Origin of the sequence: Lactobacillus paragasseri, assembly GCF_003584685.1 — a bacterium.
GTDB classification, from domain to species: domain Bacteria; phylum Bacillota; class Bacilli; order Lactobacillales; family Lactobacillaceae; genus Lactobacillus; species Lactobacillus paragasseri.
Map to the genome: position 1 here is coordinate 366,016 of NZ_AP018549.1, position 24,578 is coordinate 390,593.

Annotated in this window: 24 protein-coding genes; 19 read left to right on the forward strand and 5 right to left on the reverse strand. The window is 34.2% G+C overall.

The features are described 5' to 3' along the window. Nucleotides 1-80 precede the first annotated feature (80 nt). The 10 genes from cysS (at nt 81) to LpgJCM5343_RS01720 (ending at nt 9,866) form a co-directional block, all read left to right on the forward strand. Entirely contained in the window at nt 81-1,493 is a 1,413-nt protein-coding gene (gene cysS / locus LpgJCM5343_RS01675) for a cysteine--tRNA ligase (protein ID WP_077959411.1), read from the forward strand. Continuing rightward, on the forward strand, nt 1,486-1,929 hold the full coding sequence (locus LpgJCM5343_RS01680; RefSeq protein ID WP_003649429.1) for a Mini-ribonuclease 3: 444 nt from the start codon (nt 1,486-1,488) through the stop codon (nt 1,927-1,929). Before cysS ends, LpgJCM5343_RS01680 begins: the two co-directional genes overlap by 8 nt. Continuing rightward, on the forward strand, nt 1,916-2,671 hold the full coding sequence (rlmB, locus tag LpgJCM5343_RS01685; protein WP_020807200.1) for a 23S rRNA (guanosine(2251)-2'-O)-methyltransferase RlmB: 756 nt from the start codon (nt 1,916-1,918) through the stop codon (nt 2,669-2,671). The genes LpgJCM5343_RS01680 and rlmB overlap by 14 nt, the downstream gene beginning before the upstream one ends. 182 nt (nt 2,672-2,853) lie before the next feature. After that, nucleotides 2,854-3,717, forward strand: coding sequence for a PRD domain-containing protein (locus LpgJCM5343_RS01690; RefSeq protein WP_113576184.1), 864 nt, complete (start codon nt 2,854-2,856; stop codon nt 3,715-3,717). Nucleotides 3,718-3,726: 9 nt separating this feature from the next. Next, the gene (locus LpgJCM5343_RS01695) at nt 3,727-4,086 is read left to right on the forward strand and encodes a PTS sugar transporter subunit IIA (protein WP_003649426.1); all 360 of its coding nucleotides are present in this window, start codon (nt 3,727-3,729) and stop codon (nt 4,084-4,086) included. Nucleotides 4,087-4,104: 18 nt separating this feature from the next. Further along, a complete protein-coding gene (locus LpgJCM5343_RS01700) occupies nt 4,105-5,808 on the forward strand; it encodes a PTS lactose transporter subunit IIBC (protein ID WP_039157473.1) in 1,704 nt (567 codons plus the stop codon). Nucleotides 5,809-5,818: 10 nt separating this feature from the next. Beyond that, nucleotides 5,819-7,246, forward strand: a complete 1,428-nt coding sequence (gene lacG, locus LpgJCM5343_RS01705) for a 6-phospho-beta-galactosidase (RefSeq protein WP_035430040.1) — start codon at nt 5,819-5,821, stop codon at nt 7,244-7,246. Nucleotides 7,247-7,391: 145 nt separating this feature from the next. Further along, nucleotides 7,392-7,949, forward strand: a complete 558-nt coding sequence (locus LpgJCM5343_RS01710; RefSeq protein ID WP_039157471.1) for a sigma-70 family RNA polymerase sigma factor — start codon at nt 7,392-7,394, stop codon at nt 7,947-7,949. Between the two features lie 67 nt (nt 7,950-8,016). After that, nucleotides 8,017-8,235: a P8 family protein gene (locus tag LpgJCM5343_RS01715; protein WP_003647785.1), complete on the forward strand. Its 219-nt coding sequence runs from the start codon at nt 8,017-8,019 to the stop codon at nt 8,233-8,235. A 122-nt stretch (nt 8,236-8,357) separates the two neighbouring features. Then, entirely contained in the window at nt 8,358-9,866 is a 1,509-nt protein-coding gene (locus LpgJCM5343_RS01720) for a gluconokinase (protein WP_101890959.1), read from the forward strand. A gap of 46 nt (nt 9,867-9,912) precedes the next feature. On the opposite strand, the gene LpgJCM5343_RS01725 is transcribed toward LpgJCM5343_RS01720, so the two are convergent. Next, nucleotides 9,913-10,749, reverse strand: coding sequence for a helix-turn-helix domain-containing protein (locus tag LpgJCM5343_RS01725; protein WP_101890960.1), 837 nt, complete (start codon nt 10,747-10,749; stop codon nt 9,913-9,915). 136 nt (nt 10,750-10,885) lie between these two features. On the opposite strand from LpgJCM5343_RS01725, the gene LpgJCM5343_RS01730 reads away from it, so the two are divergent. Continuing rightward, nucleotides 10,886-12,142: a PTS sugar transporter subunit IIC gene (locus LpgJCM5343_RS01730; protein ID WP_101890961.1), complete on the forward strand. Its 1,257-nt coding sequence runs from the start codon at nt 10,886-10,888 to the stop codon at nt 12,140-12,142. Nucleotides 12,143-12,160: 18 nt separating this feature from the next. Further along, complete coding sequence (gene bglX / locus LpgJCM5343_RS01735; RefSeq protein WP_101890962.1) at nt 12,161-14,377, forward strand: beta-glucosidase BglX; 2,217 nt, start codon at nt 12,161-12,163, stop codon at nt 14,375-14,377. 70 nt (nt 14,378-14,447) lie between these two features. On the opposite strand, the gene LpgJCM5343_RS01740 is transcribed toward bglX, so the two are convergent. From LpgJCM5343_RS01740 to LpgJCM5343_RS01755, 4 genes are all read right to left on the reverse strand, one after another. Then, nucleotides 14,448-15,584, reverse strand: a complete 1,137-nt coding sequence (locus tag LpgJCM5343_RS01740) for a glycerate kinase family protein (RefSeq protein WP_101890963.1) — start codon at nt 15,582-15,584, stop codon at nt 14,448-14,450. Nucleotides 15,585-15,683: 99 nt separating this feature from the next. Then, on the reverse strand, nt 15,684-17,444 hold the full coding sequence (locus LpgJCM5343_RS01745; protein WP_101890964.1) for a 1-deoxy-D-xylulose-5-phosphate synthase: 1,761 nt from the start codon (nt 17,442-17,444) through the stop codon (nt 15,684-15,686). 99 nt (nt 17,445-17,543) lie between these two features. Further along, entirely contained in the window at nt 17,544-18,791 is a 1,248-nt protein-coding gene (locus LpgJCM5343_RS01750; protein ID WP_003649418.1) for an MFS transporter, read from the reverse strand. Between the two features lie 95 nt (nt 18,792-18,886). Then, a complete protein-coding gene (locus LpgJCM5343_RS01755; protein ID WP_101890965.1) occupies nt 18,887-19,903 on the reverse strand; it encodes a polyprenyl synthetase family protein in 1,017 nt (338 codons plus the stop codon). A gap of 445 nt (nt 19,904-20,348) precedes the next feature. On the opposite strand from LpgJCM5343_RS01755, the gene LpgJCM5343_RS01760 reads away from it, so the two are divergent. From LpgJCM5343_RS01760 to rplA, 7 genes are all read left to right on the forward strand, one after another. Beyond that, complete coding sequence (locus tag LpgJCM5343_RS01760) at nt 20,349-20,639, forward strand: hypothetical protein (protein WP_077959418.1); 291 nt, start codon at nt 20,349-20,351, stop codon at nt 20,637-20,639. A 150-nt stretch (nt 20,640-20,789) separates the two neighbouring features. Then, the gene (locus LpgJCM5343_RS01765) at nt 20,790-21,965 is read left to right on the forward strand and encodes a CPBP family intramembrane glutamic endopeptidase (protein WP_101890966.1); all 1,176 of its coding nucleotides are present in this window, start codon (nt 20,790-20,792) and stop codon (nt 21,963-21,965) included. Nucleotides 21,966-22,138: 173 nt separating this feature from the next. Then, a complete protein-coding gene (gene rpmG / locus LpgJCM5343_RS01770) occupies nt 22,139-22,288 on the forward strand; it encodes a 50S ribosomal protein L33 (RefSeq protein WP_101890967.1) in 150 nt (49 codons plus the stop codon). A 7-nt stretch (nt 22,289-22,295) separates the two neighbouring features. Continuing rightward, nucleotides 22,296-22,466, forward strand: coding sequence for a preprotein translocase subunit SecE (gene secE, locus LpgJCM5343_RS01775; protein WP_003647777.1), 171 nt, complete (start codon nt 22,296-22,298; stop codon nt 22,464-22,466). Nucleotides 22,467-22,561: 95 nt separating this feature from the next. Next, complete coding sequence (gene nusG / locus LpgJCM5343_RS01780) at nt 22,562-23,113, forward strand: transcription termination/antitermination protein NusG (RefSeq protein ID WP_003649415.1); 552 nt, start codon at nt 22,562-22,564, stop codon at nt 23,111-23,113. A 130-nt stretch (nt 23,114-23,243) separates the two neighbouring features. Further along, the gene (rplK, locus tag LpgJCM5343_RS01785) at nt 23,244-23,669 is read left to right on the forward strand and encodes a 50S ribosomal protein L11 (protein WP_003651949.1); all 426 of its coding nucleotides are present in this window, start codon (nt 23,244-23,246) and stop codon (nt 23,667-23,669) included. A 97-nt stretch (nt 23,670-23,766) separates the two neighbouring features. Beyond that, the gene (gene rplA / locus LpgJCM5343_RS01790) at nt 23,767-24,459 is read left to right on the forward strand and encodes a 50S ribosomal protein L1 (RefSeq protein WP_003647774.1); all 693 of its coding nucleotides are present in this window, start codon (nt 23,767-23,769) and stop codon (nt 24,457-24,459) included. The last annotated feature ends 119 nt before the right edge of the window (nt 24,460-24,578 follow it).

Below are 24,578 nucleotides of genomic sequence, written 5' to 3' on the forward strand. Positions count from 1 at the left end.
AGTTAAAGCTACGTGAAAGCGTAGCTTTTTTTGTTAGAATATACTAGGAAATAAATGTCTTAAGTGAAAGAAGGATGATCATGAAGGTCTTTAATACTTTAACTCGGCAAAAAGAAGAGTTTAAGCCATTAGTAGCTGGTAAAGTAAGCATGTATGTCTGTGGACCAACTGTTTATAACTATATTCATATTGGAAATGCCCGTAGCGTGATTGCATTCGATACAATTCGTAGATATTTTGAATATCGCGGCTATGATGTGAAATATGTTTCTAACTTTACAGATGTTGACGATAAGATGATTAATGAAGCCCGCAAAGAACATACAACTGTGGGTGAACTGGCTAACCGCTATATTAAGGCTTTTATGGAGGATACAGAGGCATTAAATATTGAGCCAGCTACTCTTCATCCTAGAGCCACTCATGAAATTAAAGAAATTATTGATTTTGTTCAAGATCTAATTGATAAGGGCTTTGCTTATGAAGTTGACGGGGATGTTTATTATCGTGCTAAAAAGTTCCCTCACTACGGTCAATTAAGCGATCAAAATATTGCTGAACTTGAAGAAGGTGCTTCTGAACATATTAATGAAGAAGAACAAAATAAGAAGGAGGATCCAATTGATTTTGCCTTATGGAAGGCTCAAAAAGAAGACGATGAAATTGCTTGGGATTCTCCATGGGGAAAGGGGCGTCCAGGTTGGCATATTGAGTGTTCAGTAATGTCAACTAAGTATCTCGGTGAGACGATTGATATTCACGGCGGTGGTCAAGACTTAGAATTTCCACATCATGAAAATGAAATCGCTCAAAGTGAAGCTAAAACTGGTAAGAAATTTGTTAATTATTGGATGCACAACGGTTTTGTAACTGTGGGTAAAAAACAAGAAAAAATGTCAAAGTCGCTACATAATTTTGTAACTGTGCATGATATTTTAAAGGAAATTGATCCACAAGTTTTACGTTTCTATATGTCTAGTGTTCAATATCGTCGTCCAATTAATTATTCTGAAGACGGTTTAAAACAAGCAGAGACTGTTCTTAAACGTTATCAAAATACCTTGCGTAATCTTGATGCTCGCTTAGCAGATGAGCAAGAACCTCTTGAAGATAATACTTTAAGGGATAATTTAACGCAGGCAAAGGCTGAGTTTATTGAAGCAATGGATGACGATTTTAATGTTCAAAATGCTTTGAGCATTATGTATGACCTAGCTTCAAACCTAAATACGCATCTTCAAAAAGATCAAGTGGATAAACCTGCTTTAAAAAAGGCCAAGAAATTGTTGCTTGATTGGCTTGAAATTTTTGGTGTTAGCTTTAATGAAAAGCAGGCTGATGACGAAGACGAGATCGAAGCTATGGTTGCTAAACGTGATGAAGCTCGTAAAAATAAAAACTGGGCTGAAAGTGATCGTTTAAGAGATGAACTACAAGCAAAAGGCATTGTAATTGAAGATACCCCACAAGGAACGAGGTGGCACCGTGCTTAAGCCAAAGGTTTTGACAGAAAAAAAGACTAATCCAGATGCCTTAGGACCGCTTACCCTAGCTTATTTAGGTGATGGAGTGTATGAAGTTTATATTAGACGCCACCTTGTGAAAGGCGGTATTGTGAAACCACAAATGCTTCAAAGATATGCAACGCACTATGTTTCAGCTAAAGCTCAAGCTGCTTTGATTACAAAGATGCAAGACTTAAATATGCTTGATGAAAATGAATTAGCAGCCTTTAAGCGTGGAAGAAATGCTAAAAGTCATACCCACGCTAAAAATACTTCGATCAATACTTATAAGTTATCAACTGGTTTTGAAGCAATGTTTGGCTATTTAGATTTATTAGGCAAAAAAGAGCGTGTTGATGAGCTAGCAAATTGGTGCATTGACCAAGTAGAACAGGGAGGATTAGACAACTATGAGTTCGAATAATGATGAGTTTGTGTATGGACGTCATGCAGGAATCGACTTCTTAAAGACGCAAGATGCTAACTTAATTAATAAAGTTTTTTTACAAAATGGCGTTCAAGAAGAATTTGCTAATCAAGTTTATCAATTAGCACGTAAAAAGAATTTAGTTGTGCAGAATGCTCCGAAAAATAAATTGGATCAAATGGTTAATCATGAAAACCATCAAGGATTAGTTTTAACAGTCGCTCCATTTGAATATGCGGATTTAGATAAGCTTCTTGATAAATTTGACCAAGATGGGAAAGATCCCTTTATTTTAATGCTTGATTCAATTGAAGATCCTCATAATTTGGGTTCAATCTTAAGAACTTGTGATGCAACAGGCGTTGATGCAGTAATTATTCCAAAAAGAAGAGCAACTGGCTTAACTTCTGTTGTTGCTAAGACTTCAACTGGTGCTATTGACTATGTTCCAGTTGCTCGAGTTAATAATTTAGTACAAACTACTAAAATGCTTAAAAAGCGCGGCTACTGGATTTTTGGTACTGCCATGAAAGGTGAAGATTACCGTAAGTGGAATGCTAATGGTAAGACTGTACTTGTAATCGGCAATGAAGGTAAAGGAATTTCACCTCTTCTTTTAAAGCAAATGGATCAAACTTTAACGATCCCGATGGTTGGACATGTTCAATCGCTAAATGCTAGTGTAGCAACTGGTGTTTTACTTTATGGGATGTTTAATAGCCGTCATCCAGAAAAATAAAAATGTAGGAAAACGCTTGCATATATTAATTGAACCTGATATGATAACAATCAGTAAGAGATTGAAAAAGTAGATTGTTACTATTGGATTAGGCGAGACTACTGAATAACTCTAACTAGCAATACGTTAGTGGAGTTTATTCAGTAGTCTTTTTTTATCCTTTTTTAAGGAGGTGGGGAGAATTGTTGTTGATCAAGCGCGTGTTTAATAATAATTCAGCTTTGGTTGAGCTAGGCAATAATCGTGAAGCAGTTGTAGTCGGAAACGGAATTGCTTTTAAAAAAACTGAAGGAAAGGAGATAGATACGAGTAAAGTTGAAAATATTTTTTATCTTGAAAATAGTGCAACAAAACGGACTATTTTCTCATTATTAAAGAATACACCAGTAGATATTGCTGTAACTACTATGCATGTCGTTGATCACGCACATAGAAAGTATCACTATGAATTATTTGATTATTTTTACTTGTCGTTGAGCGAGCATATTTTAGGAGTATATCGTCGAATCTTGGATAATACTTATCAAGCAAGTCAAATTCCTGATATTAAAGATGAATATCCTCTGGAAAATAAAATTGCACAAGAAAGCGTAAAAATAATTGAACGGGATCTAAAAATTAATTTGCCGGTATCAGAAAGAAAAAATATTATGTTGCATTTAATTAATGCAAAGATTCCTGAAAAAAAGCAGTTTAATCAACCAAAAAATATGATCAACATTGAAGAAATGCTGCATATAGTTCAGGTGATCCTTGATCAACATAATATTTATCGATTAGCTAGTAATAATGATGAATATGAGCGTTTTATGATTCATTTGCAATATCTTTTCAGGAGATTAGAGCAGGGAGAAAAATTTCGCTCATCGGATATTACTAAAAAAGTAAAGGATGAATTAATATCCGAATATCCGGAATCATTTGCAGTAGTAAAAGAAATAGATGAACAGTTGAAACAAGATTTTCAATGGAAAATATCGGATGAGGAAAAGTTGTATTTGATTGTTCATATTCAAAGAATTTATGAGAAAAGTTCAAAATACTAGGAGAAAAAGATGGTTAGTAAAGAAGAAATTTCAATGGTTGGATTTACAATTGTTGCTTATGCTGGAGACGCAAAAACAGACTTGTTAAATGCTCTTAAATTAGCTCGTGAAGGAAAATTTGAAAAAGCTGAAAAGTTGATTGAAGAAGCAAATAATTCATTAGTAGATGCGCATAATGCACAGACTAAGTTAATGAGTCAAGAAGCTAATGGAGAAGAATTAGAGACAACTTTTATTATGTCTCATGGACAAGATACACTAATGACAACAATGCTTTTACGTGATGAAGTTAAATATTTCATTGACTTGTATAAGCAAAATTTAGCTTTGCGAGCTGAAATTGAGCAGCTTAAAGAAGAAATGAACTAAATAAATGGAGGAGTAAAAATGGATGGGTTGGTAAAAAGAATTGAAAAAGCGCAGCCATTTTTTAGAAAAGTTGCGACTAATCAATATTTAAGAGCAATTCGTGATGGCTTTATCGCGTTAATGCCAATTATTATCTTTTCAAGTTTTTTCTTGTTAATTGCTAATGTGCCTCAAATTTGGGGATTTGTTTGGCCTAAAAAAGTAGCTACAGCTTTAAATTTATTTTATAACTTATCAATGGGCTTTTTGTCCTTAATGGCCGCTTCTACTGTAGCTAAGGCCTTAACTGGAAGTTTAAATCTAAAGTTGCCAAAAACTAATCAAATTCCAGTTGCTGGAGTTCAATATACAGCTCAAATTTCCTTTGCATTTGTGGCAATAGATACTTTGTTAAATAAAGGAAATTTATATTTAGCTACTGATATGATTGGAACTAAAGGATTAATTTGTGCCTTCTTGGTAGCATTTATTGTACCTAATATTTATTATTTTTGTTTTAAACATAATGTCACGATCACGCTACCTGATGTAGTACCTCAAAATATTGCTCAAGCTTTTAAGAATATTATTCCGTTTGCTTTAGCAACTACTTTCTTTTGGGCATTTACGCTAATTTTTAGAGCTTTAACTAATATGAATTTGGCAGCTTGGATAATTAAAAGCCTAACTCCACTTTTTACCGCAGCGGATGGGTATGTTGGGTTAGCAATTATTTATGGTGCAATGGCGTTTTTCTGGTTTATCGGAATTCAAGGGCCCTCAATCGTTGAACCAGCAGTTACGGCAATATACCTAACCAATGTTGAAGCTAATTTAAGAGCATTTAATTCTGGAAATATTCAAGGCGCTAATCATATTTTGTCACAAGGAATTCAAATGTTTGTTGCTACTTTAGGAGGAACTGGAGCAACTTTAGTAGTAACGTTTATGTTTGCTTTTTTATCTAAGTCTAAACAATTAAAAGCAGTTGGACGTGCATCAACAATTCCAGTTATTTTCGGTGTTAATGAGCCTATATTGTTTGGTGCTCCATTAATCTTAAATCCGATTTTCTTTATACCTTTTATTTTTGCACCAATTCTTAATGTTTGGATCTTTAAAATTTTTGTCGATGTGCTTCATATGCCGTCATTTATTTATAACTTACCATGGACCACGCCGCCAACATTAGGATTGTGGATGGGAACTGGTTTTAATATTTTGGCTTTATTACTAGGAATTTTATTACTAGTAGTTGATTCATTATTATATTATCCATTTTTTAAGGCTTATGACGCTTCAATGCTAGCCCAAGAAGAAAAAAAGGAAGAACTTGAAGAAAAAGATGATAAAAAATCGGTTGTAACGTCTGCTGAACCTAAATTTAATGAATCTGAAATTCCACTTGGCAAAACTAAAGATCAACAAGCACTCAATGTTTTAGTTTTATGTGCCGGCGGTGGGACATCTGGAATTTTAGCTAAGTCACTTAATAAGTTAGCTAAAGAAGATAAATTACCTTTAAATGCAGCAGCTGCTGCATTTGGATCACATCATGATTTAATATCTGGAATGGATGTAGTAATTTTAGCGCCACAAATGGATACCATGAAAGATGAACTTGCAAAGGAATGTAAACAAAATAATGCTCGTATGATTACCACTACTGGGAAGCAATATATTTATATGACGCAACATGCTAATGAATGTTTGAAACTATTAATCAATGATATTAATAAATGACGGAGGCAGTATGTCAACTTTATTGAAAAGGGTAAAAAAGTTACCCAAGAATTTTGTATGGGGTGCAGCCACTGCGGCTTACCAGGTTGAAGGAAATACAAATTTAGATGGTAAAGGAAAGATTATGTGGGATGACTATTTGAAAAGTCAAGGAAATTTCTCACCCAATCCTGCTTGTGATTTTTATCATCGTTATCCAGAAGACTTAAAATTGGCCCATAATCTGGGGCTAAATGCAGTTCGTATATCAATTGCTTGGACTCGTATTTTCCCTAATGGTTATGTAACGAACAAGCCAAATGAAGCAGGGGTTAAATACTATCATCGACTTTTTCATGAATGCTTAAAAAATAATTTAGTACCATATGTAACACTACATCATTTTGACAGCCCTAAGACTTTGTTTGATCAAGGTGATTGGCTTAATAGAGAAATGATCAATGAATTTGTAAAATATGCAGACTTTTGTTTTCAAGAATTCGCCGAGGTTGATAATTGGTTTACGATTAACGAATTGATTTCATTAGCTATGTGTCAGTATATTCAAGGCACTTTTCCCCCTAATAAGTTATTTGATGTTTCTGATGCAATTCAGGCTCAGCATAATGAATTAGTAGCACATGCAAAAGTAGTTAATCTCTTTAAAGCTAAAGGATATAAGGGACGAATTGGGTTAATTCATGTGATTCAACCTGTTTATCCAGCAACAAATTCAGAAGCAGATCGACATGCAGCTGATTTAAGAGATGCATTTATGAATCGCTTTTTATTAGATGGAACCTTATTAGGTTTTTATTCTGATCGAACGCAGCATTTAATTAAGGAAATTTTAGTTGCAAATAATGCTGAATTAAAGATTCTTCCTGAAGATCTTGAGATTCTCAAACAGGCAAGTAAGCAGAATGATATGCTGGGGATTAATTATTATCAAAATCAAACCGTTGCTAGTTATGAAGGACCAAGTGAAACTTATCATAACGGTAATGGAAAAAAAGGCAGTAGTATTTTTGCCTTTCATGGAGTTGGTAAAGATGTGCGAAATCCCGCTATTCCGACAACAGATTGGGACTGGAATATATATCCTGAAGGGCTATATGACGTACTAAAGAGAATAGAACACGATTATCCTGACTATCCTGTGATCTATATAACTGAAAATGGAATGGGTGCAAAAGAAGCGTGGGATAGTTCGAAACAGTATCTTGATGATGATTACCGAATTGATTTTATTGACCAACATTTGGCAGCTATCTTAAAGGCTCGAAATGAAGGAGTTAATGTGCAAGGATATTTCCTTTGGTCTTTACAAGATCAATTTTCATGGTCAAATGGCTATAATAAACGTTACGGCTTAATTTATGTGGATTTCGCTAGTCAAGATAGGCATTTAAAAAGAAGCGCCTTGTGGTTTAAGGCCCTAAGTAAGACTATGCAATAATAATTTTTTAACAGATAAGAAATTATCGTTCCGAAACTAAGCACAACTTTGCTATACTTGTATCCCATAAACATTCGTTCCCTTAGAAAGGATTCATTCTTTTTTTATTCTGATTATCAAATAGAAAAAGGAGGAATTTCCTGAGATGGAAAAAGTGAATGAAGTTTACTTGATTAGAAGGGTGAAAGAAAAGCAAGATATGAAGGCTTTACATGAGCTTTTGGATCGCTACCGGCCTTTAATCAATGGCGCTAAAATGAATTTTTTCATTCGTAATTTTGATAACGATGACTGGGAACAAGAAGCGTTAATTATGTGTTATCAGAGTTGCTGCACATATGATGAAGATCGAGCAGATAATTTTGGTGCCTACTATCGAACGAAATTCTATAATCATTTAAGATCGCTTTTAAGGTATGAACTAGCCCAAAAAAGGACCGCTTTTACTAAATCAATTTCTTACGACAATGTAGTGCAGAAAAATTTAATTAAAGAAGAAGTCGAAGAAATGCATATCACGCCTCGAAAAGAAATGTATCAAAAGTTTATTAAAAAGCTTTCTGATAAAGAAGTAATTGCTCTAAAAGTTTTTTTAGGAGAATTAACGATCGAAGAGGCAAGTCAGAAAACAAAATATAGCCGTTATCAATTATTGCAAGCAAAGGCTCGCTGCAAAGCAAAAATGCGAAAAGAATTGTTTTAAATTCGCATAGAGGTGATAAAAAGACTATAATAATATTTGTAGAATTTATTTAGGAGGTAATTTTAAGATGGCAGATGAAGTTATTAAGACAGAATTGTTAGACCGTCACATGAAGGAAGTTTTTGATTGGAGCGACTCTGACATCCCTGTTAGAGATGCACTATGGGACTACTTTATGGAAAAGAATGGTAGAGATACCATGAAGACGGAAAGTGACATGCTTCCGTTCTTGAAAGACTCTGACGATAAGATCGAAGCCTTCGTCAACGAAAATCTTAAGAAGTAACATCACCTAAAAACAATAATTCTACGCACCGTGGTCACGCATTGTTTGACCACCAAAGAACAATCTCTAGGGATTGTTCTTTTTTTGTGAGAAAATATATTTTAAAAGAAAGGGGTGGCAGAATGAACTATATTATTGGAATGGATATTGGAACTACAGCAAGCAAGGGTGTTCTGTACCGAGAAAATGGAGAAATAATTGAAGAATTATCCATACCTTATCCCTTGATTCAGGAAAAAGTAGGCCAAGCAGAAGAAGATCCGCAAGTAATTTTTGATGCTGTGCAAAAGATTATCTTTGACTTGAGTAAAAATGTTTCAGGAAAAATTAGTGCAATTTCATGGTCGAGTCAGATGCATAGTCTGATTGGTCTTGGTAAAGATAATCAGTTATTAACCAACAGCATTACTTGGGCAGACAATCGCAGTAAGGATGTTGTAGCTAGAGCAAAGAAAAGTAGATTAGCTAATAGTATCTATCAACAGACAGGGATGCCACCCCATCCAATGGCTCCTGTATATAAATTGCTGTGGATTCAAGAAGAAATGCCAGAACTTTTTGCACAGGTGCAAAAGTGGATTGGAATCAAAGAATACATTATCTGGCGTTTAACCGGAAAAATAATGACAGATACAACAATGGCAGCCGGTACTGGTTTACTGAACTTAGCTACTTTATCTTGGGATAAAAATTTACTTAAGCAAATTGGCCTAGCAGCAGAAAAATTGCCAGTTTTAGGCCGGCCAGAAGATATTTTGGGAAGAGTATTGCCTGAGTATGTGCAAAAATTAAACTTAAATTCTGAAACCAAAATTATTTTAGGAGCAAGTGACGGGTACTTATCAACAATTGGAGTTGGCGTTTTAGACGAGAAGTCATTTGCTTTAAATGTAGGCACTTCTGGAGCTGTGAGAGTAATTGCACCTGAAGCAGTAGTGGATTCAGAAAATCGATTTTTCTGCTATCCTGTTGATAAAAAACATTATTTATTGGGTGGACCGGTAAATAATGGTGGCATCGTGTTTGAATGGGCTAGAAAAACTATTTTCGGTCCTGATCAGACAGCTGAAGATTTTATCAATGTGGCAGAAAGTGTCCCTGCTGGAAGCAATGGGTTGATCTTTCATCCTTACTTGGGCGGAGAGCGGGCTCCAATTTGGAATGCCCAGGCGCGTGGATCTTTTATTGGACTCACTAGAAATCACACTAAGCCGCAAATGGCACGCAGTGTTTTAGAAGGAATTGTTTTTAATCTTTTGGGTGCAGCTAGAGGCTTATGTGAAAAAATTGGTGAACCAGAGGCACTAAGAGTGACTGGTGGTTTTGTAAAGAGTGATTTTGTGAGACAGCTAATTGCCGATATTTTTAATTTGCCAGTAATTATAATTAAAAATGACCAAAGCGGAACTTTAGCAGCAATGTTTTTGGCACAAGTGGGGATGAAAAGAGAAGCAAATTTAGAAAAGATTGTTAAGAAGATTGATGAGAGTAAGGTCTATTTCCCTAATCCGAAAAATGTAGCAGTATATCAAGATATAATTCCAATTTATCGTGAAGTTGAACATGATTTGGATCAAAGCTACGAAAAAATCGCGAGCTTTCAGGAAAAATACCCTAAATTGTTTGAATAAAGTAAAATGATCACCTAGTTTAAGTACTAAGTGATCATTTTTTTGTTTACTTATTTTTGAATTGAATGGGCGACATGTCATAAATCTTATAGAAAGAATTATAAAGATTTCGATATGTTTTAAAACCGGTTTTAACTGCAATTTTTTCTAATGGTAGTGAAGTTGAGCGAATTAATTCAATTGATTTGTTAATTCTAATAATTCTAAGTAAGTTTGAAAAAGAAACACCTAAATTTTCGTTAATTAAACGAGAAGTGTAATAAGTCGAATAAGAAAAGTGTTGTGCAATATCATTTAAGGTTAAATCAGAAGTATAACTCTTTTCTAAATAACTTAGAGTTTTTGTAATGAAGCTAATTCGATTATTAGAGTATGAATTAACATTGTCTTGAGCATAGAATTGTACCAATAAACGGATAATTCTTGTGACATTGGTTAAAATCATTAAATTTTTAACTATACCTTTGGATTGAAAAGTTTCTCGGAGAGTTAAAGTTTGGGACATATTTTTAATTAGTTCGGCATCACTATCTTGTTTTTGCTTAGTCGAGTTTGCGGAAAAAGTAAACTGATTGTAAAAAGAATTACTTGTAACGTATGAAAGAAAGGAGAAAGGAAGTTGAATACATAGAATGTGATTTTCTATTGGACTCTTTGAGGTGTGTATTTCGTAAGGATTAATAACAATGAAGTCATTCTTTTTTAGCAGATATGATTGATTTTTTACTGTAACTTGTAATTCTCCAGATTCACAATATAAAATTTCTGTACTTTGATGCCAATGAAGTGGGATCACACGAGCAAGATTATGGGCATGAAAACTAAAAAGTTTAAATGGGAGCTGAGGATTATTTTGAATATATTCGTGCGAAATATGATGCATAGCTTGATACTCCTTTGAATTGTAAATACTTTGAAATGACAAATATTTACATATTTTTCTATATTTATTTGTATTTTAACATTTTAGAAAGCGCTTTAATATAGTAGCTGAAGAGTGAATTTGGAGGTCTATCAACATGAAAAAGAAAGTCATAGCATTTTTTAATCGATTGCAACCTATTTTTGGAAGGTTAGGAAATAACAAATATTTACAAGCTATTATGGGCGCTATGATGGCAACATTAGGACCTATGATTTTAGGGTCGTTAGCAACTCTAATAGCTGTATACGCTGGTAAATGGGGATTAAAACCATTAGCTAAAATCATGGGATTTGTTAATACAGCGACAATAGGTGCGATTGCACTCTATGTAGCTTTTTTGATGGCTAAGCATATTGCACATATGGTATTGCAAGAAAGTGATGATGGCACTAATGCGGGGATAGTATCATTAATGTGTTTTTTGATTATTACTCCATTAACTAGTTTAAAGAGCGTAACTGTAATACCAACAACTTGGCTTGGATCAGATGGATTGTTTTCAGCAATTATCGTCGGACTAATTGTCGGGAGATCATATGCTTATATGAAGCAACATAATTGGACGATCAAAATGCCCGCTGGAGTCCCACCAATGGTATCGAACACTTTTGCTGGACTAGTACCAGCATTATTAATTGGTTTGTTCTTTATTTTAGTTGCATTTGGATTCAGCTTGACGCCATTTGGTAGTTTTCATCAATTGATATTTACGATGATTGAGGCTCCTTTACAACACTTAGGTGGATCATTCGGAGCAATGATTTTAATTTGTTTAATTGAACAATTAGTATGGTTCTTTGGCATTCACGGAACTAGCGTCATTGTTCCAATGGTGATGCCGATTTGGATGTCATTGGATATGCAAAACTTAACTGCTTACCAGGCAGGTAAGAATGTGCCACACATCTATGGAAATGCATTTTTTAATATTTATACATGGGGTGGTACTGCTCTGGGATTAGTATTACTAATGCTATTTTTTGCTAAAAGTAAAAGATTCAAAACTCTGGGTAAAGTTGCAATAATTCCAGCTTTATTCGGAATTACTGAACCAGTTATTTTTGGTACACCATTAGTTTTAAACTTCGATTTCTTTGTTCCATTTATTACTAACAATGCAATTGCTGTTATGATTGCTGGTTTATGTACAAAGCTCGGCTTAGTAGCAAGGTGTACTGGGGCACAACCAGTGTTTGGATTGCCTTTAGGCTTTCATGCTTTATTAGGTGGTCATATTTCGATCGTAGTTTTAGTATTAATAATTCAATTAATAATTTCACCACTTTTATGGTATCCATGGTTTAAGATGGCAGATAATAAAGCAGCAGCTGAAGAAAGTAGTAAGAATTAAGCTAGAAGAGATAAAGTTATGAAACAAAAGGAATTAAAAGCATTATTAGATGATATGAGTCTTGATGAAAAAATTGGTCAGTTAGTTCAATTATCAGGAGAATTTTTACAAGCTAATGATATTTCTTATGGCCCTCGAGAAAAGTTAGGCATTACAAAAGAAACTGTTAATTTGATTGGTTCTGTACTAAATGTAGCTGGAGCAAAAGCAACTAGAAAAGTGCAAGATATGCAGATGAGAGTACAGCCACATCATATTCCAGTCTTGTTTATGTCAGATGTTATTTATGGGTATAAAACGGTATACCCAATTCCTTTAGGTTTGGGAGCTACCTGGAATCCAAAATTAGTTGAAAATGCATTTCAAAAAGCTGCTAATGAAGCAAGTGCAGCAGGAATTCAAGTAGCGTATGCCCCGATGATAGATGTAGTACATGATGCAAGATGGGGCAGAGTTTTAGAATCGCCAGGAGAAGATCCATATTTAAATTCAGTTTATGCTAAAAGCATGGTAAATGGATTTCAGAAAAAATTAGGAGAAAAGCAAGGAGTGGTGTCTTGCTTTAAGCATTATGCAGCTTACGGAGATGTTGAATCTGGTAGAGAATATAATACAGTAGATATGTCTCTTAGTAATCTATTTCAAAATTATTTACCGCCTTATAAAGCTGCTGTTAAGGCTGGAGCCAAGATGGCTATGACTTCTTTAGCTTCTTTAAATGGTGTTCCATCAACTGCTGATAAATGGTTATTAGACACAGTATTAAGAAGAGAATGGGGATTTAAAGGCATAATTATTTCTGATTATGCTTCTATTTACGAATTAATTAAACATGGCTTTGCAGGAAACATTGAGCAGGCCGCAAAAAAGGCGATTAATGCTGGTGTTGACATTGACATGAAGTCGCCATGTTATGCAAAAGGGCTAAAGTCTCTAGTTACTGACGGTAAACTTGATGAAGAAAAAATCAATCAAGCAACGTGGCGAATCTTGTGTTTGAAGAATGAATTAGGATTATTTGAAAATCCATACTTTGGTATAAGTGAAGAAAAAGAAAGTAATAAAAATGTTTCATTATCTAATAGAAAATTAGCAAGAAAGTTGGCAACTGAATCTTTAGTATTGCTTAAGAATAAGAATGGAGCACTACCATTACATAAAGAAGAAAAGGCTGTACTCATTGGGCCTTATGCCGATAATCATCAATTGTTAGGCATGTGGGCTATTCATGGAAATTCACAAGATACGGTTTCTATTTTGGAGGGAATGCAAAAATATAATCCAGATATTAAAGTGGCGAAAGGCACAGATATAAATAGAAATCGTCATCTTTTTGAAGAAATGGGATTCTTTTCTGAAAAACAAATTGATCAGCTGGTCTCTGCTCCAGAAGTAGAGAAAGAAAATAACCAAGAAGCCCTTAAATTGGCTGCCGGAGCTGATACCGTAGTTCTTGCACTAGGTGAAAATTCGCTTGAATCTGGAGAAGCAGGTGCTAAGACAAATTTATGTTTACCAGATAACCAGCTTAAATTAATTAAAGATATTTCTAAATTAGGAAAGAGAATTGTTGTCTTGGTAATTAGTGGTAGACCTCTGGTTTTAACTAATATTGTTGATAAAGTAGACGCGATAATTGAATGTTGGTTTCCAGGTACTGAGGGAGGAAATGCAATCGCTGATGTTCTTTTTGGTAAAGAAAATCCCTCAGGTAGGTTGTCAATGACTTTCCCATATGATGTGGGGCAAGAACCGATTTACTATAATCATTTTTCAACTGGCAGACCATACCATGGTTCACAACATAAGGGACGGTTTGTATCAAAGTATTTAGATGCTCCTGTTGATCCTTTATATCCATTTGGGTATGGCTTATCTTATGGAAAGACCAAGATAAAAAACATAGAATTAAGTAACAAGTATTTTAAACAAAATGGAAAGGTAAAAGTAAAAGTTAATTTAGAGAATACAAGCGATTGGGATCAAAAAGAGGTAATCCAATTATATATTCATGATAAAGTTGCAGGTTTAGTTCAGCCGGTAAAGAGATTGATAGACTTTACAAAGGTGGATATTAAAAGGCATTCAGAAGAAGAAGTTTCTTTTGAAATTTCACCTAATCAATTAGCTTACTTTGATAACACTGGAAAGGAAGTAGTAGAAAAAGGAGAATTTGATATTTTTGTAGGTAAAAATTCGATGGAATGTTTATCTACAAAACTAGAATTAATCTAATTTAAATATGCACTTTCTTAATTTGAAAGAAAAACTTCTGAAGTTTATAATTCTTCAGAAGTTTTTTAATTTACCACAATTTTTTAATCAACCGGCCAATATTTTCACTAATCTGAGCAAGATCATGTTGACTATCCTTAATTGCTTGTTTCAAATCCTTAGCGCCACTTTCAGTCGCAAAAATTGCATCAATTGGACCATAAAGCTCGTCAACTTTTTTACCAATATTACCAGTTAAGCAAATTACAGTGGAAGTTGGTGCGACTTCTTTGGCTGCTTTAGCAACACCATATGGAGTTTTACCAAACTTGGTTTGAAAGTCAGTTGCTCCTTCGCCGGTAAAAATAAAGTCTGCATTCTTTGTTTTTTCTTTGAAATGGGTCATTTCAAGTACGGCTTCAACGCCAGACTGGATAGTAGCATTTGTAAAGGTGAGTAAACCAAAGCCAAGACCACCAGCAGCTCCGGCACCAGGAGTATTTTCATAATTTTCTTTAACATCTCTTCGTACAACAGCAGCGAAATGATGTAAATTTTGATCTAATTCTTCTACCATTTCAGGCGTAGCTCCTTTTTGCGGACCGAAGACAGAAGAGGCACCATTTTTGCCAGTAAGTGGATTAGTTACGTCGCTAGCTAAAATGATTTCGGTATTTTTTAGCCGAGGATCAATTTTAGAGTTATCAATTCTTACTAGATGATTTAAGTTTCCACCGCCTAGAGGAAACTCTTGGCCCTGTAAATTAAGCAGTTTAACGCCAAGTGCTTGAGCCATTCCAGCTCCACCGTCATTAGTACAACTTCCACCTAGTCCGACAATTATTTTTCTAATTCCTGTGTCTAGAACTGTTTTAATTAATTCTCCAACACCGTAAGTAGTAGTTATTAGTGGGTTTTTAGTTTGATCATTAACATATTGCAGACCTGCTGCTTCGGCCATTTCGATGACAGCAGTTTCTTTGTCGCCTAAAATACCATAATGAGCAGTGACAGAAGTATTTAAAGGACCGGTAACTGATTTAGTAAAAATTTTTCCATTTGTGGCATCCACTAAGGCTTGCATTGTACCTTCACCGCCGTCAGCCATTGGAATTTCAATGTATTCGGCAGAAGGGAGGGCTCGTTTTAGGCCAGTATAAATGGAATTAGCGACTTCTTTTGCAGTAAGTGAGCCTTTGAATGAATCAGGTGCGATGATAATTTTCATAGATATACCTTTTCTCTTTAATAAAATATTTTTCAATAAAAAAGGTGTAAACTGTATAACCTTAAGTACAATTTACACCTTTTGACAAAAATATCTAAATTATTTAATTATCTCCAAAATTTCACTGGCAATTTGCTCTGGCATCAAATGATCACGCTTATAAATAGATCCTTTTGGTTCGTTATCAGTGTATTCTTTCTTAGCACCGTAATTCTTAACCATCATCTTAGTTGGTCCGTAATAGCTTGCGACTTTTTGACCAAAACCACCATCAATACTATTATCTTCAAGAGTAACAACTAATTCGTGATCTTTTTGTAGGTCATCTAAAGTATCAGTATCAAGGTGAGCAGCAGATTTTGGATTAATTAAAGTGGCGTTGATATTGTCTTTCTTTAGTAAATCCACTACTTTTTCACCTAATTGATAAAAGTCGCCTAAACCAATAATTGCTACTTTAGAACCAGATTTAACATCATAGTGAATAGTTGAGTAATCTTCACTAACTACGTTGCCTTCAGGAAGTGGGTTAACTGGAGATTTAATTGCTACGGGATGCTTTCTTTGCTTAACTGCCCATTCGAGCATTGATTTTAATTCATTCAAGGTAGTAGGAGCCAAGTATTCCCAGCTAGGCCAATTTGCAACCATTGTATTGTCGAAAATACCTAAATGAGTTTTAGAAGCAGCAGTAATTCCACCACCAGCAACAATCATTACGACTGGTAAGTCATTAGCAGCAACATCGTGAGAAAGTTGATCATATGCACGTTGTAAGAAAGTAGAATTTTCAAATAAAACTGGCGTAATTCCTTCCTTAACAGCACCGGCAGCAAAGGCAACTGATTCTTGTTCAGCAATTCCAACATCCTTGTAGTTCTTTGGATAATTCTTTTTAATCGCACCTAAACCAAAGACGCCTGGAATAGCAGCATTGATTGCAAGAATATTTTCTTGGTTTTCAATATGTTTCTTTAATAAATCAAGAATTACAGTACTTGCATTTGGAGTTTTTGGTGCAGGAACAGTGGTTTTATCAGTCTTAAGGTCAAATGGAAGGACCCAGTGGTGACTAGCTTCATTTTCAACTGCTGGTTCATATCCCTTACCCTTGAGAGTATTAATGTGTAAAACGATTGGATGATCAATATCCTTAACTGCTTTGAAGGCATCGATCATAGATTTAATATCGTTTCCTTGACCAACATATTTATAGTCAAGTCCCATAGCTGTGAATGGATTGTCTTCAGCTTGACCGTTTGATTCACGTAATTTCTTTAAGGCAGTTACTACGCCACCAACGTTGTTATCAATAGACATTTGATTATCATTAACAACAATGATTAAGTTGTGCTTTTCATCAGCTGCATTATTGAAGCCCTCAAAAGCTAAACCACCAGTTAATGAACCATCCCCAATTAAAGCAGTAATATTTTCATGTTTGCCCATCATGTCACGTGCTCTAGCCATCCCTGTAGCTAAGGCAACAGAAGTAGATGTATGACCTACTGCGTAATAATCATATGGACTTTCATCGGGATTTGAATAAGGAGTTACATCTTCGTACTTATCTGGATCAAGCCAGGCATAAGCACGACCTGTTAACATCTTATGTGGATAAGTTTGGTGAGAAACGTCCCAAATAATCTTGTCCTTTGGTGCATCAAAAACATAATGATAAGCAATTGTAGCTTCGACAATTCCAAGGTCTGGTCCAAGGTGACCACCTTCTGCAGCATCTTTTTCTAGGATTAACGTTCTAATCTCACTAGCTAATTTTTCTAACTCTTTTAAATCTAATTTTTTAAGATCTTTTGGACTTTCAATCTTGTTCAGTAAAAATTCTGGATGTTTGTTCATGTTTTTTTCACCCCAACATTAATAAAAAAGCTTACTCATTTATTGTAGGTCAATGAGTAAGCTTTTACTAATATAAAGTTAGCATAGTGATCTATATATTTAATCTATACTTTCTTCTAATTCTTGAGAGGTTGCTTGTTTTTTAAGGGTCAAGAATAATGCAATAAAACTAAGGGCAAAAGCTGCGGAGTTAATTGCCCAGCCAAAGTTGTAAGAACCAGTTGTATCAAATAACAGACCATTCAAGTAAACAGAAGCAGACATTGCAAATGCCCCAGTCATGTTAATGACAGAAAGAATTGTACTGTAATCTTTAGCACCAAACTCTTCACGAATGAGGTAAGGAAGAGCAACTAAGCAAACACCTTGTCCTAATCCTAGAATGAAGGCAGATGCGATAAGAGGCAAACTAGTTTTAAAGAAAATCTCACCGCTCCAGCCTAGTAAACCAAATAAAGAGTAGATTAATAAGGTTAGACGAGTATTAAAACGGTCAAGCATAAAACCAATAGAGATTTTACCAGCTGCTGCCCCTAGCATTACTCCTGATACTACTGATGCTCCAATTGTTAAAGGCAGACCTTGACTAGTGATATGTCCTGAAATGTGCTGTACAGATCCAGAAACAAATTGTAAAGCTAGCATTGCGAAGGCTAGAGCATAGAAGACTGGGGTCTTTAAGGCAGCTTTTAGGCTAATACCAGTAGTTTCAAGAACTTTTTCTGGAATATTTTTAACTTTGCCATAAGCATGGTGTTTTTCATTTGGCTTTTCACGTAAAAAGAATGCCGCAGGAACTAAAATTCCAAGAATTAATAGACCCTCACAAATAAAACCGCCTCGCCAGCCAAAGTTAGTAATAATATCACCAATTATTGGATTAAAGATTGTACCACCGAAGGCAGAAACGCCAAGTGCAATCCCCATAACTGTACCTAATTTTTCATTAAACCAATTCCCTAATAAGACAGGAATTGATAAGGTAATGGCAATTGGCTGACAAATTCCAATAATGATCCAAGCAATGTAAAAATGAGTCAAGCTTTGTGCTACAGACAAACTTAGCATTGAAAGACCAATTGTGGCAAAACAGAATGTTAAAAGCCAGCGTAAATTAAGCTTGGTCATAATTTTACCAGCAAATAAAAGCGTAATAGCTGCCGCTGCATTTTGCAGAGTGGTCATTAAAGCAACACTTGCTCGGCCAACATGGAAACTCTTACTAATTGGTTCAAAGAAGAGGCCGATTGTATTAACTATTAGACCGAAGCCAACTAATGAAATCAAGCATGAGGCAATAAAGACCCACCATGCAAAAAAGTGTGAAGTATTTTGTTTTTTGTTCACTTCTTATCCTACTTTCTAGAGTATTTATCCAACCAAATATTATATCGAAAGTGAATGTTAGAGGAAAAGAAAAGAGCGTTCTTCTTAACGCTCTTTTAATATTGTCTTTTTAATAATCTACCTGTTAATTGTTCGATCAAAGCACGATTCTCATTATCTGGCCAATGTTTTTTTAGACTAGCTAGGGCTTTTTCGGTATATTGATCAGCTAACTTTTGTGCTCGTTCCACACCGCCGAGATGATTAACCAAATTTTCAATTTCATGTAATTGATCTTGGGTCAGATCTTTTCCCATTTTTACCAATTCGTGTAAATGATTATTATTATCGTTTTGCAAGGCGAAAATTAAAGGACCCGAATAGATTCCATCTTTAACATCAAGTAAGACCGGCTTTTTAAAAGTAGAGCTTGTAGTTGTGTAATCTAAAATATCATCTCTTAGTTGAAAAGCTTGCCCTAGGTATTCTCCAAACTGTTTAGCTTTTAAGGCTTTAGTTACTTTAATTCCACTTTCATAAGCACCAATAAAACAAGCTAAGCCAAATAAAACGCCAGTTTTGCCCTTAATTTGGTTTAAATATTCTTTTTCAGAAATATTGATATTATAGGCATTGTTATATTGTTCAGTTTCCCCAACTAGGATATTTTGCATTGTTTTTCCGTCAGCAATTACACTGTGTAAACTTTGAGCATTTTCACTTAAAAGCGTTAACGAAAGGGCGAATAAATAGTCACCTGCATAAACGGCGATATGTTTGCCGTACTTAGTTTGAATAGATGGACGCCCATGTCGCATACTAGATTCATCAATAATGTCATCATGAATTAAGGTTGCGTTATGAAGCGTTTCAATAGAAGTTGCTATTTTCTGGAGATCGTCATGTTTTTGAGTAGCGTCAGGACCAAATGCACCAAAGAGCATTACACAAGCAGGGCGGAGCATTTTTCCAGGAACAGCAAAAGTATCTTCTAGTGCTTGTCCTAATAAACCGGGAACGCTATTAATGTGTTTTAAGATAATCTGATTAATCTCAATCATATCTTTTTGCACTTGAGGGAAACTATCCCAAAAAGTGAATTTATTTTTGATATTATTTCTTTTTTCTAGCATAGTATAGGTAATTAAAAGACTAAGTTATTAACTTGTCTTTTGTCTTTGATCCTTCCAGTCATTGAATATTGGTTATAAGAGTAGTCAAAGTTAATAAAAATAAAGTAAGTTGAAGCAATGGATGTTATTTTTCCGCAATATTTTTTAATTTGAATTATTAAGAACTAGAAGATGTAGATCTAAATAGATAATTATAAAAAATGCGATATATCAAGACTTACTATTCTTTATGATTATATAAAATATCTTTATTTTTAGTTAAATAAGATCTTATAATGTATAATTTTACACTATCTGGGATCATTATTTAAAAGTAGATATTGAATTTATATTTATTTATTAATTATGCTAAAATTAATAAATAAATATTAAAAAATATTGAAAATATTAAATAATTCGACTATAATGCAATTAATAAATCTATTAAATGTAAAGGAGAATCAAGATGAAATTAAAAAAGAGTTTATTAACTATTGGTGTTGTAGTTACTTTGGGGTTAAGTGCATCTGTTGTTTCTTCTAACAAAGTTTCTGCAGCAGAAGTAGGTAATACCGAGACAACAACATTTGAAATCAAAAATAATGTACAATCTTTTAATCAAGAACATCTTTTCTTGGAAAGCAAAGCAGGAGGATGGCTTAATCATATTGCACATACAGGATACTGGGGAGGCGGTCCTTTAGGCGGTGGAGAGAGTCCAACTAATCCAATTAAAGAGTATTATCCTTGGAGATAGCGAAAATTACAAAAAAATATTTAATGTACTAATATTATTTTTAATAATATATTAATTTATTTACTTATAAAATCTCCAAGTATACTAAAAGGAGAACCGAAATTTCGGTTCTCCTTTTTATATAAACATAGAAAAAGGGATTATGAATTAATGAAAAAAATCAGCTATTCCAAAATTTTAACAATCCAGATAGTACTAAATATAGTATTTACGCTACTTATATTTAATCAAATAGGTATATTTTTCTTTATTTTTCAAGAGATTATTTTAATACTCGTCTTATTCTTAAAAAAGAAAAATATTTATTTAAGTGTAGTATTTTTGCCATTTATTTTTATGTATACGTATGGGTTAATACTTTATACGATAGCTCAAACAAATCTTAAACTAACTTTGCCCATATATATAGTCTATTTTACTGGTATGCTTCTAATCTTAATTCCAGTTGTTAAAGAAAAATTTGGAAAGATAAAGCAAGAATTAATCAGATTAATATCTCTAATTTGGCTTGTTTTGATAAGTATTCATTCAGTAGGTATTTTCCCAATAGTTACAAGGGAACAAAATGAATTATTATATGCAATAAATGCGAGTGGAATTTTATATGCTTTTGTTACATTTATTTGTGTATATATATTGTTAAAGCTTTGGGGACATGATTTTCACTTTAATCTTCATGTAAAAAATACAGGAATGAGATATTATGGTGTATTATTATTGTCGCTTCTATTTATTATTTGGTATACTTTTTTCTCTATTTTTTTAGGTTTAGCACAATCAAGTAATGAGATTTTTAATAATTGGAACGTTTCTTTGATAAATCCAGATTATTCAGCAAAATATATAAATGTTGTAGAAATTGTATTGAATTCTTTAGATCCCGCTATCTATGAAGAAGTAGAAAGATATGGATATATTATAATTTTATTAGTTATTTTTAAAAGCAAAAAATATCAAATGCAAGGGGCAATATTTATAAGCGCTTTATTATTTTCCTTAAGTCATATTGGTAATTTTTTCACTACCGACATGTCTTTCAATGACGTTATATCCCAAACTATAGTAGCATTTGGATTAGGCTGTTTTTTAGCTGTAATGCTACTATATACTGGTAAGGTATGGATAAATATTTTGATTCATTTTAGTTTTGATTTTTTAGTTTTTTCGATAACGGATATTGGATATTTAACTGTAAGTATATTTAATAAAAATAATGGTTGGCTATTAAAGTCAAGTATAGAGCTATGTATTCTGCTTTTTGCTACATTTATATTTGCGAAATTTAATAAAAAAATATTGAAAATGAACATTGAAGAATTGATCTAGCCATAAAATATAATACTAATTAGAAAATCTATGAATATAAAAGAGGATCAAGACGAGATTAGTCTATTGAAATTCTTGCTATGAAGTACAATTATCTTACACTTTACTTTTTAGATAGTAATTGCTAAAATAACGTTTTTTTGCTAAGATAAATGCAGTTTAGGAGTGGTTTTATGGCAGTAAAGAAAGCAGCTCTTGCATGTACTGAATGTGGCTCTCGCAATTATTCAATTGCAGCCAGCAAGAATAGAACGCAAAGACTTGAACTTAAGAAGTTTTGTAAGCTCTGCGGCAAGCAGACTTTGCATAAGGAAACGAGGTAGGTAAGCGATGTTTAAATTTTTTAAGAGTGTTAATCAAACTATGGCAAAGGTATCATGGCCAACTTGGAAACAAAATAGACGTGATACCGGGGTCGTAGTAATTAGCTCAATTTTATTTGGTGCTTACCTTGGATTGCTAGATTTATTATTTAGCTACTTAACGCAATTGTTCTTATAGTGACAGTATATGTGTTATAATTGAATCAGCTAAAAAGCCTCCCTTGGAGGTTTTTTTATTTGCACTAAGGTATTATTTTAAGGAGTTTAAAGACAATGGTTGAAACCAGCGAAAAGAAATGGTACGTTTTACACACTTATTCTGGCTACGAAGAAAAAGTTAAGAAAGATTTACTTTCTAGAGCCCAATCAATGGGAATGCAAAACTATATCTTTCGAGTAATTGTTCCTGAAGAACAAAAGACTGAAACTGTTCGTGGTAAGAAACAAGAAGTCGATGAAAAGGTATTTCCTGGATACGTTTTGGTAGAAATGGTAATGACTGACGAAAGTTGGTACGTTGTTAGAAATACGCCAAACGTTACTGGATTTGTTGGCAGTCACGGTGGTGGATCAAAGCCATCTCCTTTATACGATGAAGAAATCGAAAGAATTCTTAAGTCTCAAGGACAACCAGCTAAGGAGCAAAAAGCTGACTATGAAGTTGGTGAAACAGTAACTATTATCGATGGTGCATTTAGCGGCATGAGCGGTAAAATTACTGAAATTAATCCAGAAAAAGATAAACTTTATGTTTCAATTGATATGTTCGGCAGAGAAACAAATGCTGAACTTGACTATAACCAAGTAAAAGAATTTGATGAATAATAAAGTCTAATTAACTATTGTCAATTTGAGTAATTGCTGGTAGTATATTAGAGTATCTTTATTATTGTGGGAGGAGAAGAAGGAAAATTCTCCATTATAACCGCATCACGGAATCAAGGAGGTATTGACCGTGGCAAAGAAAGTTATTAACGTAGTTAAACTGCAAATTCCTGCTGGTGCAGCAACTCCTGCACCTCCAGTTGGTCCTGCATTGGGTCAAGCTGGAATCAACATTGTTGGTTTCACTAAGGACTTCAATGCACGTACTGCTGATCAAAAGGGTATGATTATCCCTGTAGTTATTACAGTATATGAAGATCGTTCATTCGAATTCATTACTAAGACTCCACCAGCAGCTGTTCTTTTGAAGAAGGCTGCTAAGGTTGACAAGGGTTCTGGTGAACCTAACACTAAGAAGGTTGCTAAGGTAACTAAGGACCAAGTTAAGGAAATTGCCGAAACCAAGATGAAAGATCTAAACGCTGCAGATGTTGAAGCTGCTATGCGCATGATTGAAGGTACTGCTAGAAGCATGGGCTTCACTGTAGAAGACTAGTGTTTTTAGGAACGTCGGATCGTTAATCAAAATTAACGAATCAAGGTGGGAGAGTTTGAGAAGACTCGTTTGACCACATTTTCAGGAGGATTTTTACATGGCAAAGCATGGAAAGAGATATTTAGAAGCAGCTAAAAAAGTTGATTCAACTAAATTTTATTCAGTAGATGAAGCTATGAAGTTAGCAAAAGAAACTTCATACGCAAACTTTGACGCAACTATCGAAGTTGCATATAACTTAAGCGTTGACCCAAAGCAAGCAGATCAACAAATTAGAGGTGCATTGGTACTTCCAAATGGTACTGGTAAATCTAAGAAGGTTGTTGTTTTTGCTGAAGGTCCACAAGCTGACCAAGCTAAAGAAGCAGGTGCTGACGAAGTTGGTTCTGACGATTTAGTAGAAAAAGTTCAAAACGGTTACTTAGACTTTGATGTAGTTATTGCTACTCCAATGATGATGGCTAAGGTTGGTCGTTTAGGTCGTATCTTAGGACCTAAGGGCTTAATGCCAAACCCTAAGACTGGTACTGTTACTATGGACGTTGCTAAAGCTGTTGAAAACCAAAAAGCAGGTCAAGTTGAATACCGTGTTGATAAGCAAGGTTTAATCCACGCACCAATCGGTAAGGCTTCATTTGACGCTGATAAGTTGGCACAAAACTTTGATGCATTACGTGACGTTATTCTTCGTGCACGTCCTGCATCAGCTAAGGGTCAATACATTAAGAGTGTTGCCGTTTCTGCAACCTTTGGCCCTGGTATCCACTTGGATCCATTGAACTTAGACTAATTAATAGTTACTTAATTAAGCAAAAAGACTTCACATTTGTGAAGTCTTTTTTTGTACTAAGGTTGAAAGTACAATTAGATTTTAGTTAGAATTAAACAATACGCTATTTTTAGAACAGG

Excerpts from the sequence above, each read along its gene's own strand:
- cysS (WP_077959411.1), top strand. The coding sequence starts at position 81 with ATGAAGGTCTTTAATACTTTAACTCGGCAAAAAGAAGAGTTTAAGCCA.
- rlmB (WP_020807200.1), top strand. The coding sequence starts at position 1,916 with ATGAGTTCGAATAATGATGAGTTTGTGTATGGACGTCATGCAGGAATC.
- LpgJCM5343_RS01695 (WP_003649426.1), top strand. The coding sequence starts at position 3,727 with ATGGTTAGTAAAGAAGAAATTTCAATGGTTGGATTTACAATTGTTGCT.
- LpgJCM5343_RS01700 (WP_039157473.1), top strand. The coding sequence starts at position 4,105 with ATGGATGGGTTGGTAAAAAGAATTGAAAAAGCGCAGCCATTTTTTAGA.
- lacG (WP_035430040.1), top strand. The coding sequence starts at position 5,819 with ATGTCAACTTTATTGAAAAGGGTAAAAAAGTTACCCAAGAATTTTGTA.
- LpgJCM5343_RS01710 (WP_039157471.1), top strand. The coding sequence starts at position 7,392 with ATGGAAAAAGTGAATGAAGTTTACTTGATTAGAAGGGTGAAAGAAAAG.
- LpgJCM5343_RS01715 (WP_003647785.1), top strand. The coding sequence starts at position 8,017 with ATGGCAGATGAAGTTATTAAGACAGAATTGTTAGACCGTCACATGAAG.
- LpgJCM5343_RS01720 (WP_101890959.1), top strand. The coding sequence starts at position 8,358 with ATGAACTATATTATTGGAATGGATATTGGAACTACAGCAAGCAAGGGT.
- LpgJCM5343_RS01725 (WP_101890960.1), bottom strand. The coding sequence starts at position 10,749 with ATGCATCATATTTCGCACGAATATATTCAAAATAATCCTCAGCTCCCA.
- LpgJCM5343_RS01730 (WP_101890961.1), top strand. The coding sequence starts at position 10,886 with ATGAAAAAGAAAGTCATAGCATTTTTTAATCGATTGCAACCTATTTTT.
- bglX (WP_101890962.1), top strand. The coding sequence starts at position 12,161 with ATGAAACAAAAGGAATTAAAAGCATTATTAGATGATATGAGTCTTGAT.
- LpgJCM5343_RS01740 (WP_101890963.1), bottom strand. The coding sequence starts at position 15,584 with ATGAAAATTATCATCGCACCTGATTCATTCAAAGGCTCACTTACTGCA.
- LpgJCM5343_RS01745 (WP_101890964.1), bottom strand. The coding sequence starts at position 17,444 with ATGAACAAACATCCAGAATTTTTACTGAACAAGATTGAAAGTCCAAAA.
- LpgJCM5343_RS01755 (WP_101890965.1), bottom strand. The coding sequence starts at position 19,903 with ATGCTAGAAAAAAGAAATAATATCAAAAATAAATTCACTTTTTGGGAT.
- LpgJCM5343_RS01760 (WP_077959418.1), top strand. The coding sequence starts at position 20,349 with ATGAAATTAAAAAAGAGTTTATTAACTATTGGTGTTGTAGTTACTTTG.
- LpgJCM5343_RS01765 (WP_101890966.1), top strand. The coding sequence starts at position 20,790 with ATGAAAAAAATCAGCTATTCCAAAATTTTAACAATCCAGATAGTACTA.
- rpmG (WP_101890967.1), top strand. The coding sequence starts at position 22,139 with ATGGCAGTAAAGAAAGCAGCTCTTGCATGTACTGAATGTGGCTCTCGC.
- secE (WP_003647777.1), top strand. The coding sequence starts at position 22,296 with ATGTTTAAATTTTTTAAGAGTGTTAATCAAACTATGGCAAAGGTATCA.
- nusG (WP_003649415.1), top strand. The coding sequence starts at position 22,562 with ATGGTTGAAACCAGCGAAAAGAAATGGTACGTTTTACACACTTATTCT.
- rplA (WP_003647774.1), top strand. The coding sequence starts at position 23,767 with ATGGCAAAGCATGGAAAGAGATATTTAGAAGCAGCTAAAAAAGTTGAT.